The 17,669-nt window shown below is 55.5% G+C and carries 9 protein-coding genes; 4 read left to right on the top strand and 5 right to left on the bottom strand.

All coding sequences use genetic code 11. The features are described from left to right. Positions 1-485: 485 nt before the first annotated feature. The gene (locus Poly41_RS15960; protein ID WP_146527572.1) at positions 486-1,682 is read right to left on the bottom strand and encodes an AraC family transcriptional regulator; all 1,197 of its coding nucleotides are present in this window, start codon (positions 1,680-1,682) and stop codon (positions 486-488) included. Positions 1,683-2,012: 330 nt separating this feature from the next. On the opposite strand from Poly41_RS15960, the gene Poly41_RS15955 reads away from it, so the two are divergent. From Poly41_RS15955 to Poly41_RS15945, 3 genes are all read left to right on the top strand, one after another. After that, positions 2,013-5,327 carry a DUF5107 domain-containing protein gene (locus tag Poly41_RS15955; protein WP_231615693.1) on the top strand — a complete coding sequence of 1,105 codons (3,315 nt, stop codon included), beginning with the start codon at positions 2,013-2,015 and terminating at the stop codon, positions 5,325-5,327. 45 nt (positions 5,328-5,372) lie between these two features. Next, on the top strand, positions 5,373-6,830 hold the full coding sequence (locus Poly41_RS15950) for a sugar porter family MFS transporter (RefSeq protein ID WP_231615692.1): 1,458 nt from the start codon (positions 5,373-5,375) through the stop codon (positions 6,828-6,830). Positions 6,831-6,893: 63 nt separating this feature from the next. Further along, positions 6,894-10,157 carry a discoidin domain-containing protein gene (locus Poly41_RS15945; RefSeq protein ID WP_231615691.1) on the top strand — a complete coding sequence of 1,088 codons (3,264 nt, stop codon included), beginning with the start codon at positions 6,894-6,896 and terminating at the stop codon, positions 10,155-10,157. Between the two features lie 71 nt (positions 10,158-10,228). On the opposite strand, the gene Poly41_RS15940 is transcribed toward Poly41_RS15945, so the two are convergent. The 4 genes from Poly41_RS15940 to Poly41_RS15925 all read right to left on the bottom strand — a co-directional run bounded on the left by Poly41_RS15940 (position 10,229) and on the right by Poly41_RS15925 (position 15,371). Continuing rightward, positions 10,229-11,728, bottom strand: coding sequence for a sulfatase family protein (locus Poly41_RS15940; protein ID WP_146527568.1), 1,500 nt, complete (start codon positions 11,726-11,728; stop codon positions 10,229-10,231). A gap of 342 nt (positions 11,729-12,070) precedes the next feature. Then, a complete protein-coding gene (locus Poly41_RS15935; RefSeq protein WP_146527567.1) occupies positions 12,071-12,934 on the bottom strand; it encodes an SMP-30/gluconolactonase/LRE family protein in 864 nt (287 codons plus the stop codon). Between the two features lie 33 nt (positions 12,935-12,967). After that, the gene (locus Poly41_RS15930) at positions 12,968-13,855 is read right to left on the bottom strand and encodes a ThuA domain-containing protein (protein ID WP_146527565.1); all 888 of its coding nucleotides are present in this window, start codon (positions 13,853-13,855) and stop codon (positions 12,968-12,970) included. Positions 13,856-13,886: 31 nt separating this feature from the next. After that, on the bottom strand, positions 13,887-15,371 hold the full coding sequence (locus tag Poly41_RS15925; RefSeq protein ID WP_146527563.1) for a succinate CoA transferase: 1,485 nt from the start codon (positions 15,369-15,371) through the stop codon (positions 13,887-13,889). A 676-nt stretch (positions 15,372-16,047) separates the two neighbouring features. Between Poly41_RS15925 and Poly41_RS15920 the strand changes: the two genes are divergently transcribed. Next, positions 16,048-17,601: an acyl-CoA carboxylase subunit beta gene (locus Poly41_RS15920; protein WP_146527561.1), complete on the top strand. Its 1,554-nt coding sequence runs from the start codon at positions 16,048-16,050 to the stop codon at positions 17,599-17,601. Positions 17,602-17,669 lie beyond the last annotated feature (68 nt).

Below are 17,669 nucleotides of genomic sequence, written 5' to 3'. Positions count from 1 at the left end.
GTTCTCGCCATACGCCACGTTTCCAAGCTTGTATCGTTCCAAAGATTGCGATTCCTTTGCTCGGTGGCAGCAAGGCCCAAGAAGGCGAGTGCTAGGTATGATTTGGATGAGAACATGGTAGTGGGCTTTAGTCGTCGAGTGAAGAATCCATGTTAGTCCGAGGGTTGATGGGTGGGAGGGCTGTTTTTTTAATGCCAGAACAACTAAGTCATCCCCTGGTGAGCAGGGGTGTAATGCGGAAATCGTACTCTTATGCCCCTAGTCAGTCAATTTTTTGGCTCATCCGACGGAAGCGCGCGGAACCCAGACTCGAGGTTTTTTGGAGGTATGGCTCCGGTGTCCAATGATCTCTTAGAAAAGAGTGCCCGACGGACGGTCGTCCGCCGGGAATCGGTAGCACCCTTGGCGCACCGTCGACCGGGATATCCCTTGTCAAGTTGCACCTCTGCAGAGCTCGACTCCGTTTCTCCCGGCAACTGCACGACCTATCTATCACGGAAGGGTTTGCGGTATTGACCTGGTGTACAACCTTCGTGGCGGCGAAACGCGGTCACCAGATGTGCGGCGGTTCGATAGCCGGTCAGGGAAGCGACTTGTTCGAGACCATACTTGGTTTCTGCTAAGAGCATTCGGACTCGGTCCATCCGGACCCGCTCGATTTCTTCTCGCGGACTGCGCCCTAGCGAATCACGAAACCGACGCTCGAGCGTGGCTCGAGAGATCGCGGTTGCTTCGATTACATCCGTGACGCCAATCCCTTCACAGGCATGAGTTCGGATAAACTGAATCGCTTCCGCAAGGTTTCGATCGTCTACGGCCAAAACATCGGTTGACCGGCGGACGGTGACACGCGATGGGGGGATAAGGTAGTGTGTCGATTGGAGGATTTCGCCCGACATCAGACGCGCGAGCAGGGATGCTCCTTCAAAGCCGATGCGATGTGCGTCGGGTTCAATGCTGCTGAGTGGAGGATTCGAAAGATCACAAATCACTTCGTCATCATCGACACCCAGGACCGCGACTTGATCGGGAACTCGAAAGTTGGCCCGTGACGCGGCGCCCAACACTTGTCGGCCTCGCATGTCGTTGCAAGCGAAAACACCAACGGGTTTTGGTAGTGTTGCCAACCACTGCGCGATCTCCTTCTCGTCGGACTCGCCCTGCGCTTCCCGACCGAGCGTATCGACGTGGTGCTCACCCACAGATTGCTTCGGCTTTCGCTGTGAGGAAAGCACGTTGGGGATCATTCCGAGCTCCACGCAGCAATTGAGAAACGCATCGCGTCGTTGATCCGAAAAATCGACCTCTTCATAACCACAGTAGGCCAAGTGGCGAAAGCCTCGTTGTCGAAAATGCTCGACGGCGATCGCTGCACAGGCGTTGGGATCGGTATTGAAACAAACGCCGCGGCGCGGGTGGAACAGACCACGAAGGTCGACCGTTGGTACTCCAAAACGCTCAACGCTTTGAGCGATCTTGGCATTCTCGATGCGCGCGATCACCCCGTCAAAGCGTTGGCGTTCGACGGTGGCAGGAACATCTTCTTGCAGGCCTCGCTCCAAATGCAGCACGTGCCAATGTCCATGAGCTCGCATGTAGGAAGCAATGCCCATCAAGCAGTTGCGACCATAGGCACGAGATGATTCGATCAACAGCAGCACTTGCGGCATTTTTCGAATCATTCGTCGTTTTGATAGCGGGCGCTGCACAGATTGCCTCGGCGAAAAGACCACGCGAACCAAGGAATGTCGCAATTCCATGGGTGTCGTCGATTGTAGTCCGGCGAGGGCCCGGGTCGATCCGGCGTAAGTCCGTCTGCGGCAAAAATGAAACTTATTCACGCAAGAATGAAATGTGTCGGCGCAAGGAATCGCATAAAATAGGCCATCCCGTTGCTCTGGCGATTCGCACGGTGGCCCCGTGGCTTCGCCTTCGTTCCCCTGTTTCCAAGTCAATCCCTGTTTCCAAGTCAACCCCTGTTCCCAAGTCAAACGGTTCCGATACCTCATACGATGAACCCGCAATCCACTGTTCGAGCCTGGCAAGAGAGCATCACGATTCCCACCTACGGGATTGGGGATCCGGATCCCAATCCGATGTTCTTGGAAAAACGTGTCTACCAGGGCTCCAGCGGTGCGGTCTATCCGTTGCCGGTGGTCGCCAAGATCGAAGACGAAAAGCATGATCAGGTTTGGCAGGCGGTGTTTTTGGAGAATGAGTTCCTGCAGATCATGGTGTTGCCGGAACTTGGCGGTCGCATTCAGATGGCCCTCGACAAAACGAATGACTACCATTTTGTTTACTACAACCGAGTGATCAAGCCGGCGCTCGTCGGTCTTGCTGGACCTTGGATCAGCGGTGGCATCGAGTTCAATTGGCCTCAGCATCATCGGCCCAACACTTACGGTCCGGTCGATTTTACGATTGAAAACGGTGACGACGGTTCGTGTACGTTGTGGTGTCACGAAATCGACCGTATGCACCGCACCGAAAGCCGGCATGGCGTGACGTTGTACCCCGATCACGCCTATTTGGAAATCAAAGCCCGTTTGTATAACCGCACGACCCAGCCACAAACGTTTTTGTGGTGGGCGAACCCGGCGATTGCGGTCGACGACCACCACCAATCGATCTTTCCGCCTGACGTCGGGGCGGTGATGGATCATGGCAAGCGAGACGTGTCGACTTTTCCCATCGCGACCGGAACCTATTACAAGATCGACTATTCCCAAGGTGTCGACGGCAGCCCGGAACAACCGGGCACGGATATTTCACGCTATCGGAACATCCCGGTGCCAACATCCTACATGGCCTACAAAAGCGACTATGATTTCGTCGGCAGCTATGATTCGCGCCGACGTGCGGGGTTGCTACACGTTTGTGACCACCATGTCAGTCCTGGCAAGAAACAATGGACATGGGGAACCGGCGATTTTGGTCAAGCCTGGGACCGCCATTTGACGGATGACGATGGTCCGTACATCGAATTGATGTGCGGTGTCTACACGGACAACCAGCCCGATTTCAGTTGGCTGATGCCAGGCGAGCAAAAATCGTTTTCACAGTACTTCATGCCCTACAAGGGCGTTGGAGTGATTGGGAACGCGACGATTCATGCTGCTGTCGGAATGGATGTCGCCGCTGGACGAGCCAAGGTTCGCGTTTACACCACTGGATGTGACGAACACGCGAAATTGATTTTGGAGTCCGAGGAGAAAACGATTGGGGAAGCGACGTTTGCCGCGACTCCAAAAAGCTACTTTGAGCAGGTTTTTGAGGTCGGTCCCGATGATGCCTCACACGATCTGACCGTTCGGGTACTCAGTTCCGAGGGGATCGAGTGGGTTGCATGGACCCCACCGAGTGAATTGCCGCATGACATTCCGGAACCTGCCAAGGCGATCGATTTACCTGAGAAAGTCGACACGACCGAGGCGCTCTTCTTGGCAGGTCAGCATATCGAGCAGTACCGTCACGCGACTCGCCGTGCGATGGATTATTACGACGAAGCGCTGCGGCGTGACCCGGGTGATGCCCGTTGCAATAATGCCAAAGGGAAATTGCTCTACCGCTGTGGTCAATTCGCGGAGTCACTCCCCTATTTCGAACGCTCGATCGAGCGCATGACTCGACACAACCCGAATCCGTACGACGGCGAGCCGCTCTACAACCTGGGATTGTCGCTTATCATGCTTGAGCGATTTGCAGAGGCCTACGATGTGTTAGCCAAGGCGACATGGAATGCGGCTTGGCGGCCGGCCGCTTCTTTTCAATTGGCGCGAATGGATGTTCGACGAGGCCGTCTTGCTTCAGCAAGACGCCTGTGCGGTGAATGCGGCGATGACCACCTCCAAGCCGTTCATCTCGATTGCTATCTCGTTAGAGACCACTCCCACTTTAGCAATCGGGTCGACAACGCACTCGATCAGAATTCATTCAATTTCGGAAGCCTTTTCGAGCAAGCCATCCATCATGGTCGCTTCGATGTTTACGACCAACGGACGCGTGACGACCAAAACACCGCCATCGAGCTTGCCATTGATTACGCGGCATTCGGTGCCTACGATCGCGCCGTGTTGGTGCTTGAGCATTTGCTCTCGCGAATCGAATCCACGGCGTCGATGGTGCATTACCACCTCGGCTACTACCTGGAAAAGCTCGGCCGAACCCAGGAAGCGACGTTGCAACGACGGTTGGGACAGCAACGTGGGTCGGGTGACCTGTTTTTTGCCAATAAGCTTGAAGATATCGTGGTGCTTCAATCGGCAATCGAGCGAGACGGTGGTGATCCGGTCGCCGCCTACCAGCTAGGGAATCTTTGGTACGCTGCTCGTCAATACGATGATGCGATTGCGTGCTGGCAGAAGTCTCGCGCTTGGAATCCGAGTTTCCCGACCGTGTGGCGTAACCTGTCGCTCGCCAGTTTTAACCAAAAGGGCGACGCGACAACGGCATGGGAATCCATGAGCCGGGCGTTCGAACTCGATTCGGATGATGCACGCGTCCTATTTGAACTTGACCAATTGGCAGGCCGCCTTGGGCATCCGCCGGCCAAGCGGCTCGAGCGTTTGTTGAAGTATCCGCAGCAGGTTGCTCTCCGCGACGATTTGTATTTGCAACGCTGCACGCTACACAACCTCCTTGGCGAGCATCAGATGGCGCTCGATCTGCTGCGGTCGCGGCACTTTCATCCCTGGGAGGGGGGCGAGGGCAAGGTGCCGACGCAATATGTGGTTGCCTTGACTCAATTAGCCAGCGAAAGGATGGCTCACGACGATCCTGCCGCCGCAATTGAGTTGTTACGGCAAGCCATGGAGTGGCCCGAGAACCTCGGTGAAGGCAAGTTGGCGGGGACGCGAGAAAACAACGTGCATTACTTACTCGGTTGTGCCTACGAAGCCATCGGCAATCGAACTGTGGCCCGCGAATCGTTCCTTCGGGCAAGCGATGGATTGAGCGAACCCACGTCCGCGATGTTCTACAACGACCAACCACCCGACATGATCTACTATCAAGGATTAGCACATGCCAAGCTTGGCAACGTGGATCAAGCGAGGTTTTGTTTTGAGCGGCTGGTTGATTACGGCAAGCAGCACCTAGACGATAAGGCTGCGATAGACTACTTCGCCGTATCGCTGCCTGATTTCTTGGTCTTCGATGCCGATTTGGATCAGTCCCATCGGGTTCATTGCCACTACATGATGGCACTCGGTTTGTTGGGCATGGCCGAGTGGCACTCTGCGAGCGAGCAGTTTGGAATGGTCTTGCAAAGTGAACCTGCCCACATCGGAGCGACCGTTCATCATAAACTTGTCGGACATGTTTGAAAGTCCTGAAGACGCAGAATCGACCTTTCACCGGAAAACCTAGCCTTGTCCGAAATCAATCCCTACGAACCAGCTGATGCCAAATCCAAGCCAACCACCGACTCGGGGCCACTCAGCGATCAATACAATATGCGATTCCTAGGGCTCATCTGCTTTGTCGCAGCCATGGGGGGATTGCTGTTTGGATACGACTGGGTCGTGATCGGTGGTGCGAAGCCGTTTTACGAACCGTATTTTGAAATATCGGATTCGCCGCTACTGCAAGGTTGGGCGATGAGCAGTGCGTTGGTCGGTTGCCTGGTGGGTGCGGTCGTTTCGGGAATCCTGGCGGATCGACTGGGGCGCAAACGATTGCTGATTTTATCCGGTTTCTTGTTCACGCTTTCAGCGATTGGCACCGCGCTTTCAAGCGACTTCACATGGTTCAATCTTTTTCGGCTGATTGGCGGTGGAGGTATCGGCTTGGCTTCGAATCTTTCGCCGATGTACATCGCCGAGATTTCTCCGGCCGCCACGCGTGGTCGTTTTGTCTCGATCAATCAGTTGACGATTGTGGTGGGGATTCTGGCGGCACAACTTGTCAATATGATGATCGCCCAGGAGGTTTCCGACAATGCAACGGTCGAAATGATTCGTCAATCGTGGAACGGAACCGATGGTTGGCGTTGGATGTTTGCGGCAGAAACGGTTCCTGCCGCTGCGTTCTTTTTGTTGATGTTCTTTGTCCCCGAGAGTCCACGCTGGCTGATCAAAGATGGGCAAAATGACCGAGCCCGCGGAGTGCTCGCAAAAGTCGGTGGCGAGGCGTATGCGAAAGCCGAAGTCGATGACATCCAGCAGACGCTCGGCCAAGAGGAGATCTCGCAGGTCCACTACAGTGATTTGTTGGAATCGAAGGTGTTGAAGATTCTCGCTTTGGGCGTTTTCTTGGCCGTCTTTCAACAATGGTGCGGGATCAATGTGATCTTTAACTACGCACAAGAGATTTTCGCCGCAGCGGGTTATGGTGTCGGCGCGATCATGTTCAATATCGTGATCACGGGCATCGTCAACTTGGTGTTCACCTTTGTTGCCATTTTTACCGTCGACAAATTCGGCCGCCGCGGGCTGATGTTGCTTGGCAGCGGCGGGTTGGCGATCATTTATGCGATCCTCGGGGCATCCTACTACAGCGAGACCCGTGGCGTGTTCATGTTGGTCTTGGTGGTCAGCGCCATCGCTTGCTATGCGATGTCCTTGGCTCCGGTGACCTGGGTCGTGATCTCCGAAATCTTTCCCAATCGTATTCGGGGTGCCGCAGTAGCCGTTTCCGTTTTCAGTCTTTGGCTGGCTTGCACGGCGCTGACGTTTTCCTACCCGCTACTGAACCAAGCCCTTGGCGTTCATGGCACCTTCTGGTTGTACGGTGCCGTTTGTTTGCTGGGATTCTTTGTGATCTTTTGGAAGCTACCGGAAACCAAAGGCAAATCCTTGGAACAGATTGAACGCGAAATCATTTCCTAGTCCTTCCATTCCTCCCTCCCCTCCCGTCCAGAAACGAACGAGTGACTTAACATGACCAATCCTATGCGATCCCGATTCTGCTTGCTGGCGATGCTCGGCGCTTGCATGCTCGGCACCCAACCCTGTTCACGAGCCTCGGAGCCCGCCATGGATCTTTCGGGCCAATGGCAAGTCCTGCTGGATCATGAAGGGACGGTTGATCCCGGGGACGTTGATCCATCCGACGATTTTCAACCCGTTACGCTTCCCGGGACGTTGCGTGACCAGGGTCTGGGGGATCCGGTTGGCCCCGATACCCAATGGATCGGCGGTGTGAAGACGGAGCTTTGGAATCAGCCAAAATACGCTCGGTACCGCGATCGAGATCACTTCAAGATGCCGTTTTGGTGGCAACCCGAAAGACACTTCGTCGGCACGGCTTGGTACCGCCGGTCGGTGGACGTTCCCGCTGCATGGAACGGCAAGCGTATTCTCCTCGAACTCGAGCGTCCCCACTGGATGACGACCCTTTTCGTGGACGGCCAACAAGTCGGTCAGGGCGATTCGCTCGGAACGCCGCACCGGTTTGATCTTTCCGATCATCTAGCGCCCGGCGAGCACACGCTGACCCTTGGAGTGAACAACAGCTTGAATGCGATCGACGTGGGGTTGAATTCGCACAGCGTGAGTGATCACACACAAACCGCTTGGCATGGCATCGTCGGGGCAATCGAACTACGTGCCGAACCCAAGGTGGCGATTGAAAAGACGCAGATCTTTCCAAGCAAACAGGGGCGGTCGGTTCGGCTGAAGATCGATCTGGTCAATGCAACCGAGCAACGTCGAAACGAAACGATTTCGGTGAAGGTTGCTCAGGACGATCGGGTGCTCGGAGAACGTGTTTTCTCGATCGACCTTGCGGTCGGAACGTCTTCGTTTGACGGCGAATTGCAGTTCACCGAAACGCCCCGACGTTGGGACGAGTTTTCCCCTTCCCTTTGCCACTTCACCGCGACGATCGAGTCGACCCAGGACGTTTACGAGGATACCTTTGGCGTCCGCAGCATTGAAACCGCGAATCGTCAATTGGTGCTCAATGGCAAACCGATCTTTTTGCGTGGTTCACTGGAATGTTGCATCTTTCCTTTGACTGGTTACCCGCCAACCGATCTCGATTCGTGGACGCGGATCATTCGCATCTGTAAAGAACATGGATTGAATCACTTGCGGTTCCATTCTTGGTGTCCGCCTAAAGCCGCATTCGTGGCGGCGGATGAACTTGGGTTCTATTTTCAAGTGGAGTGTTCGACTTGGCCTAACGCCAGTACCAAGTTAGGTGTCGGCGAACCGATTGACACTTGGCTCTACCGCGAAACCGAGCGAGTTCTTTCAGAGTATGGGAATCATCCCTCGTTTCTACTGCTTGCCTCGGGCAACGAACCCGCCGGTGCGGAGCGCGGAGGCAAGTTCCTTGGACCCTGGGTGACCGAATACAAAATGCGTGATGACCGCAGGTTATTCACCAGTGGGTCGGGATGGCCGAGTATCGACGAGAATCAATACCATGTAACGCCGTCCCCTCGAATTCAACAGTGGGGCGAAGGGCTGAGCAGTCGCATCAATGCCAAGCAACCGGAAACGATCACGGATTACCAAGACTTTGTTTCGAGGTATCAGGCGCCGGTGGTCAGTCACGAGATTGGACAATGGTGTGTCTACCCGAACTTCGATGAGATGAAGAAGTACGGCGGATCGCTCAAGCTTCGTAACTTTGAAGTGTTCCGTGATTTCTTGGACGAAGCGAAGATGCTCGATCAGGCCGAAGCGTTCCTGATGGCCTCGGGGAAATTGCAGGTGCTGTGTTACAAAGAGGAAATCGAGTCCGCATTGCGAACGGCGACGTTTGGCGGGTTTCAGCTACTGGATATGCGAGATTTCCCCGGTCAAGGAACGGCATTGGTCGGAATGCTTGACCCCTTTTGGGACTCGAAACCCTACCTGACGCCGGAGCAATTCCGCCGGTTCTGTGGCCCGATCGTGCCGCTGGCTCGGATGCAAAAACGTACCTGGCGAACAGACGAAACGTTCACGGCTGATCTGGAAGTTTCGCACTATGGCCCTGAGACTCTCGTGAACGCCGAGGTCCGATGGACCATTACCGCCGAAGGAAAGACGGTCGCATCGGGTTCCCTGGCTCCGCAAACGATCCAGGCAGCCGGTCTTCGTCAACTCGGGCGGATTGAGGTGTTACTTTCCGAATGCAAAGAGGCGGCGAACTTGAATTTGGAGGTCACGATCGATACACCGGACGGTCCCATTGCCAACGACTGGAATATTTGGGTCTATTCGGAACAAGTCGATGCGTCCAATGCCGAGGAAGTCTTGGTCGTGCATGCATTGGATGAGGAAGCGACGTCGCACCTCCGCCATGGCGGCAAGGTGGTCTTATTGGCGAATCCTCGTACCGTAAAGACAGACGTGGAGCTTGGGTTTTCGTCCATCTTCTGGAACACCGCCTGGACCGGCGGCCAAGCCCCCCAAACACTCGGCGTCCTCTGCGACCCGGCGCACCCGGCACTGGCGAGGTTCCCGACCGAGTCTCATAGCGATTGGCAGTGGTGGGAGCTGATCCACGGGGCTGCCACGATGGAGATGGATTCGCTTCCCGACTCGCTCAGGCCGATGATTCAAGTCGTTCCCGATTGGTTCGCCCCCCAGCGACTGGGCTTGGCGTTTGAGGCCAAGGTCGAAGGCGGCAAGTTGTTGGTCTGCTCCATGGATTTGCAAAACGACCTTGACCACCGCCCGGTGGCGAAGCAAATGCGTGCTTCGCTGATGGGCTACGTCAACGGAGATGAGTTTCAGCCGGCCGAGGAGGTGACGGCCGATCAAGTACGGGAGCTATTTCGCGAGCTCAGCCCGCTCGAGAAGCTCTTTCCCACGATCTCCGTGGATAGTCACCAAGCTGGTTACGGCCCTGAAATGCTGATCGACGGCGATGCATCGACGATGTGGCATACCGCATGGAGTCCATCGCCCGAGGCGTTGCCGCATTGGTTGATGCTTGATCTGCACAAGCCAATCACCGTGGCCGGCATCCGTGCGTGGCCACGACGCGTTCAAGACAACGGTCGGATCAAAGGATTCGAGGTCTTGGTCAGCAGCGATGCAAAACACTGGCAGCAAGTTGCCGCAGGCACGTGGCCGAACGACGCGGCGATGAAGGTCGTAGCCTTTGATGAGCCACACACCTTTCGTTACCTGAAGCTGATCGCCAGCGAAGAGGTGAACGGCAAGGCGTTTACAAGCCTCGCCGAGATCGACCTCGATCTGGTTGCCTCGGAATGAGGGCTGGATTTCACGCATTCAGCGTGCCCCCGTGTACCAACCTACGCTGAAGTGTGAAATCCAAGGGTCGATTAACGGATCGATTCGTCTGGCAATTCGCTGCCGATGCCTTCGTCGAGTGGCATCGTGTCCTGTTCAATCCCGGCAGCTTGCATCAGCTTGTCTAGCTCAGCAGCAAGCTGCTGTACAACTTCAGCGTGCTCAGGTTGTTGGCTCAGATTGACCCGTTCGGATGGGTCTTGATTCAAATCGTACAGTTCCGCCATGTGGCGATCCGGTTTGCCATCGCCGTGAGGATAGCGAATGTACTTCCAACGGTCGGTTCGGATCGCACGCACATTCGGTGTGAAGGGAAACTGTTTTTCATAGTTGTAGTGATAGAACCACGACGTTCGCCATTGGTCGGGATGCTCCAGCAGCAATCGGATGGATTTGCCCTGGATGTTCTCAAGCGGTTTGGCTCCACAGAGATCGAGCAGGGTTGGGGCAACATCAAGGGTTAGCACTTGCCCTTTAACCCGCTTGGGGCCGTCGGGGGTCAATGCGGGGTATCGAATCAGCATGGGAACGCGGACACTCGGTTCATGTGCGGTCCTTTTATCCACCATCCCATTTTCGCCTTCAAGCAGTCCATTGTCGCCCATGAAGACAAAGACGGTGTTGTCAAGTTGCTGCGTCTCGGTCAAGTAGGCGAGGAGTCGCCCGACCGAATCGTCCACGGAAAGAATCGTGCCCCAATAAGCCCGAACCATGTTGGCAAAATCGACCACCCCGCTGGCTTTATCGTTGGGGAATTCCTTACGCCAATCAAAAAGCGGTCCGTAGATCCCGTGCCACGTCATCAGTCGTTGTTGCATCCATTTGGGCTTGTCCTGCAAATGGAATGACGAATGGGGATAGTTGACTTCGACGTCGTCAAACGCATGTTCGTATTTTTCTTCGGGCAGATAGAAGCTATGAGGTGCCTTTTGGCCGATCATCAGCATGAACGGATTGTCGCGTTTCTGCTTGTCAAGCCAATCCAATGCCATGTCGGTCACGACAGTGGTGTAGTATCCGGGGACGACCTTCGCTCCGTTGCCGTTGATATTGAATTCGGTATCGAAGTACTTGCCTTGACCCTTGTGGGTGACAAAGTAGTCAAAGCCGGGACGTGGCTGGTCATTTTGCTCGCCCATGTGCCACTTGCCGATGTAGGCCGTTTCGTAGCCTTCGTCTTGCAAGCGAAGCGGAAAACTTGCGAGTTGTTCCGGGTACTCGGTGAAATTGTTGGTCACGCCATGGGCGTGTGCGTAAAGACCGCTCAAAATCGATGCTCGACTTGGCGAGCAAAGACTGGTGGTGCAGAACATGTTCTCGAAGTATAGGCCCTGGTCCGCCAAGCGATCGATGTTGGGCGTTTTTAAATAGGGGTGCCCTGCGCACGACAGTGCGTCATAGCGGATGTCATCGCAAAGCATCACGATCACGTTAGGCCGATCCGCACCCGCAGACGGGGGTACAAGCGTGAGTGCGACGAATAGCGTGAAGAACGTCAAAGACCAGCGCACGCCGGTGGCTACCAAACTCATGATCGTGTCCTCGTGATGTCAAAAGGCAAATGACGGAGTCGATGGAAGCCCTCGAGTATAGCGAGAACTCGTTTCCCCTGCTTGGAAACGGTGCCGTTTGAAACGCTGATTTCGCCTACGCGGACAGCGCACTTTCCTCTTCCTACAAGCACGAAGCGCAAGCGAGTGAATCACTGACGTCAAAACGCACCCGCTCGCGATTCGTGCTTGTCTTTGCAACGTTTCCGCTCCAAAGTGGCGCTATCCAGCCATGCCGGGTCTCGAGTGAAGACAGCGGACGCGACCACACGGGGGCTAATGAAAGGGGGGGCTAATGAAAGGGGGGGCTAATGAAAGGGGGGGCTAATGAAAGGGGTCAGGCGGAACGCCCCGAACGCCGACATCGCAGCGAAACAGACTTCCGCTATGGGGGTGCTTCTCAATGGCCGCCTGATCGAGGCCTTCCTTGGCAGTCGTGATGTAGAGCCTATCCAGGTCGGCTCCGCCGAAACAACATGACGTGACTTGCGCGGCCGGTACTTCGACTCGGTGCAGCTGCATTCCCGATCGTCCATCATAGCAGTGGACGGCGTGACCGCCCCATAGCGCCACCCATAGATTGCCATCGACGTCCATTGCCATCCCATCGGGTGTCCCTTGTGCGGATGGGATTTCCACAAAGGGGCGACGGTTTGAAACATTGCCGCTGGGAATGTCGACGTCAAGCAAATCGACCCGCTGCGTCGGTGAGTCGATGTAGTAGAGCCTTGTTGCATCCGCGGACCACGCCAAGCCATTGGAAATGGTCACGCGTGACAGCACTTCGGTGACGCAGCCGTCTCTATCAACCCGATAGAACGCCCCGGCGTTTGCCTCGCCATCGAGACTCAGGGTGCCAACGTAGAATCGGCCTGTGGGGTCACACTTGCCGTCGTTAAACCGAAGATTGCGAGGACCGAAATCAAGTTTGCAGAGAAGCTCCGATTTGCCGCTATTCCAATCGAGCGCGATGATGTCGTCGCGTCGTGCCACCAACCATCGGCCATCTTGGGTCGGTGCTGCGGCCCCGACGAAATCCCCCAGCACGCGAGTCTGGTTGATTCCTGTGGAGACATCCAAGCAATGAAGCTGGCCCGACAAAATGCTGACCCACCACAGGCGATTCGCATACCATATCGGCCCCTCGGCTAACTCAGCCTTCGCGTCGTAGACAAGTTCCGCTTTCATGGTCTTCCCTTTCTTGGAAATCGAATCGTCTGCTTAGCGGCTGGAAACTTCGACCGAGACCGGTTCGAAGGTGGCTAAATTCGGTAGCTGGCCACGCACGCCGATCGGTGGCACTTCTCGGTTTGCGGTCCAGACGATGGCGTTGAGGATCAAACGGCGAAGGTCCTCGTCGCTCCAATTCTTGTAGAAGTGCGGCATCACAATCGCGAATCCACGTCCACCGCCCGTTGCCGGTTCACGCTCGACGCACCATGCCACGATTTCTCGTTCAGGCTTTTCGGGTGGCAGCATCGACGTGGCTAAGGCGGTCACATTCGCGGCAAGTTGATTGTCGTTCTTGCCGAAGTAGTTTTTGATGTAGGGTTCGTCGTGAATCGTAAATTCCGACCAGCCTCGCGAAATGGGATGGGTGGGGGTTGCGGGAGTGATCGTCGCAGCCTGGAAAATCTTGGCGATGCCTTGGTGGTGAGGGCAGGTGTTGTTCGCAAAGTAGCCACCCATCCAGTGCAACAGGGGATGCTCGCCATCGGCGGCGACATCCTTACCGAGCAATCCGGTCGCGTAGTGGATGCAAGCGATGCCACACCCGCGGCGCATCATCTGATCGAGCTTGGCAAGAATCGCCTCGGTATCGGGCAATCGTTGGGGCGGAAACGTGTCACCGATGAAGACCACACTGTCGGCAGAATCGAGCAACGATTCGTCCTTGGGCCATCCTTCCACCACGGTCGCATGCAACGCAGAAACATTCTCTGCATTTTCAACGCAATGAGCCATCAGCCGGGCTCCGGCTGCCACCTCGTGCGATCCTGGGGGGTGCGAGCTAGGACCGACGACAAACAAGATCTGCTTGGGTGTTTGAGCCATCGCGTTGGCTGCAGCGCCAAGCGTGATGGCCAAAGCGATCAGAAAAGACTTCATTTCAATTCCCTGGGTGGCGAGGGTTCCAACGCTACGAGGGTAGCATCGAACCCGTTTCGGCAAGGCATTTATGCAGGTCAAAGCAATGCTCCAAGTCGTGTCGGATATGACTCGATTTGGAATCCTTCACGTACTGTCGTAAGTATGGACGGTAATCGGGGTGGGCACAACATTCGATGATCCGCTCAGCACGGGCTTCGGGCGCCAGGCCGCGCAGGTCAGCGAGGCCTTGTTCGGTCACGATCACTTGCACGCTATGCTCATTGTGATCCACATGAGTGCACATGGGGACGATCGTCGAGATCTTTCCGCCCTTGGCGATCGAGGGGCAGAAGAACACGGACAGATAGGCGTTGCGAGCGAAGTCACCGCTGCCGCCAATCCCATTCATGATCGCGCTTCCGGAAACGTGCGTGGAGTTGGCATGCCCATAGATGTCCGCTTCGAGTGCCGTATTCAGCGCGATCACGCCCAACTGACGCACCGCGGCGGGATTGTTCGAGATTTCTTGCGGGCGCAAAATCATGCGGTTGGCAAAGTAGTTCATGTTGTCGGCCAACTCGATCATTTGCTCTGGCATCAGCGTCAGTGCGCAAGTGCTTGCACCACGAAGTCGGCCGCTGCGCAAAAGATCGAAGGCTGCGGATTGCAACACTTCGGTGTACATCAGGAAGTCGGGGATGTCAGGGCTGTCCCCCATGCTCTTGGTGACCGCGTTGGCAACGTTACCAACGCCGCTCTGCAGCGGTAAGAATTCCGGTGGGATGCGTCCTTCGGCCAACTCCTTGCTAAGGAAGCTGACCACGTGGCTTGCGATCGCCACACTCATTTCATCGGGATCCGCAAACCCGCCGAGCTCATCGGGTTCATCGGTTTCCACGATCCCCAGCACTTTGCTGGGATCGACTTGTGCGTAGGTTTTACCGATTCGTTGCAGGGGATGTTGCAGGCTGAGTGCAGGTCGATGCGGCGGAGGTTCAGGGATAACAATATCCGCCATGTCGCTGATTCGTCGCGACGGCCGCTTGTTCAATTCAATGATGACCTTGTCGGCTGTCTTGAGAAACGTAGGTGATGCACCGATCGATGTGGTCAAATAGACTTTGCCATCCTTTGTGATTTCAGACGCTTCGATCACCGCGACATTGACCTTGCCAAAGAAACCAAACAGCACGGATTGCGGAACGTGCGACAAGTGCATGTCAACGAACGCAACCTTGCCTGCATTGATTCTCTGACGCATCGATTTGGATGATTGATAAGGAGCTCGCCAGCTAACTGCATCCGCTTCTGCCAAGCGATCATCCAGGCTCTCGCCCGTGGAGGCACCTGTGATCACGCGGATTTGGAATGGCTTGCCTTGTTCGTGTAGCGCCGTAGCACGTTTCGCAATGGCGCGAGGAACCGCTTTTGCGGCCCCCGCTGCCGTAAAGCCACTCATCGCTACAAAGTCATTGTGGTTGATCAACTCGGCAGCTTCCTCGGCGGTTAACCGGGGGAAAGCGTTGCTAGACATCACTGTTATTCCTTAGATATGAACTGGGGCGGTAAGTCGTTAGGTCGGAAAGCCGATTGGATTCTAATCCGTGTTTTTCGATAGATGAAGGAGTCTCAACCCACTCGGGTTATCGTCGCGGCAAGAAAAGGATCTTTGCCCGAGAGTATGCTCGGCACTCCATCGATACCAAACGTGCAATTATGAATTTTCGATGTGCGTATTATTGACGCAGCCTTGATCCCCAAAGCCCGTTGATCGAGAGGCGAGATCGGTCGACGCTGGCGATCGAAAATGCCGGGTTCACGGCGTTAGTGGCGTTAAAGTTTCCAGGAAGTGGCCGCGAGGCAAGAATGCCGATCCTCGTCGGCGGTTGGTGGCGGTCCACGCGTACGGAGAGGCCCTATCTCGCCGAGATTCCGGTGTCATGCATTCATTAAGATTTCCGTTCTCAGATGCCGAAACGAAGGGAACCGGCCACTATACACAAGAACTTCTTGAAGTATTGTAATCAGCCGAGCGTGCTGATTCGAGGCACATTGGCCTCGCCAGGGCGACTCCTGTCCGGGCTCCCCTTCGGCGCCGATCTGCCCCTATTGAACCCGAGCGAGACAACGCCTACTCTCAGAACTGCTAGCCTCAAGGACCGTTTCCGCGTCCCCTTCTGGGCAGTCAACCCAAACGTCAAATCATCAAAATGACCATTAAGCAAGAACTCTTAGACGACCTCGAAAAGCGCCGCAAACAAGCCTCCTTTTTCGGTGGGCAAGAGCGAGTGGATAAACAGCATGCCAAAGGCAAGATGACCGCTCGGGAACGGCTCGACACGCTGTTCGATCACGCCACGTTCCAGGAATGGGGCATGCATGTGGAGCATGGGTGTCACGACTTTGGAATGGAAAAAAAGGTCTTGCCGTGTGACGGAGTCGTCACCGGTATCGGACAGTTGGATGGCCGTCCGGTCGCGTCGTTCAGTCAAGACACTTCGGTGGGAGGCGGTGCGCTAGGTCAGCGTCATGCAAAGAAAATTTGCGATTTGATGGACTACGCCAGCCATTGTGGATTGCCTTTCGTCGCGATCAACGATTCCGGCGGGGCTCGCATCCAGGAAGGCGTTGATGCTCTGTCGGGTTACGGTCAGGTGTTCTATCGCAACGTGGTGCTTTCAGGCTGCGTGCCTCAAATCGCCGTGATTGCAGGGAACTGTGCTGGTGGGGCAGCGTATTCCCCGGCGTTGATGGACTTTTTGATCATGACTCGCGAAAACGCGAACATGTTCATTTGTGGCCCGCAGGTGATCAAGGCGGCCACGGGCGTTGATACGACCATGGAAGAGATCGGTAGCGCGGCTGCAAACGCCAGCATTAGTGGTAACGTTCACTTTGTTGCCGAGAACGACGATCACGCGCTTGATTTGGTTCGCGACTTGCTCAGCTACCTGCCGTCAAACAATGTCGAGGATCCACCTCACGCGCCGACGCCGACGATCAGTTTGGAGTTGGACGAATCGATGAACGAGATCGTGCCAGCCGATTCCAAAGGCTCGATGGACATGTACGATGTGATTCGGCGAGTGGTCGATGGTGGTGTTTTCTTGGAAGTTCATCAGCAGTTTGCCCAGAACATGATCGTCGCGTTTGCTCGTGTTGACGGGATTGTGGTGGGTGTTGTTGCAAACCAACCCAAGGTCAAGGCCGGAACGATCGACATTGATGCGTCGGACAAAGCCGCTCGTTTTATTCGCTTCTGCAATGCTTTCAATATTCCTTTGTTGACGCTCGTTGATGTTCCAGGCTTTTTGCCGGGTGTCCAACAAGAACAGGGTGGCATCATTCGCCACGGTGCGAAAATGTTGTTCGCTTACTCGGCGGCGACGGTGCCCAAGATTACGGTGATCACTCGCAAGGCTTACGGGGGATCGTATTTGGCGATGTGCAGTCGCGACCTGGGTGCCGATGTCGTGTTGGCATGGCCCACCGCTGAAATCGCGGTCATGGGTGCCAATGGGGCGGTCAATATTTTGTATCGTCGTGAGATCAGCGGTGCGGAAGATCCTGATGCGAAACGCAAGGAATTGACCGACGAATACCATGCTCGCTTTGCGTCGCCCTACATGGCGGCTTCGCGTGGTATGATCACCGACGTGATCAGCCCCGCCGCGACGCGGGGTGCCGTGTCACTGGCACTGCGAAACACGCTGAGGAAGAGCGAAACACGTCCACCGAAAAAACATGGATTGATTCCTCTGTAATCCCGCTCGCCAGCGTCGCAAGGTTTTGGCTTGCTGCAAAGCCTTCCCCGCACCTTATTCTGAGCAGC

The sequence above is a fragment of the Novipirellula artificiosorum genome, from assembly GCF_007860135.1.
GTDB classification, from domain to species: domain Bacteria; phylum Planctomycetota; class Planctomycetia; order Pirellulales; family Pirellulaceae; genus Novipirellula_A; species Novipirellula_A artificiosorum.
The sequence above is the reverse complement of the archived record's forward strand: the minus strand, read 5'-3'. Positions and strand labels throughout refer to the sequence as shown.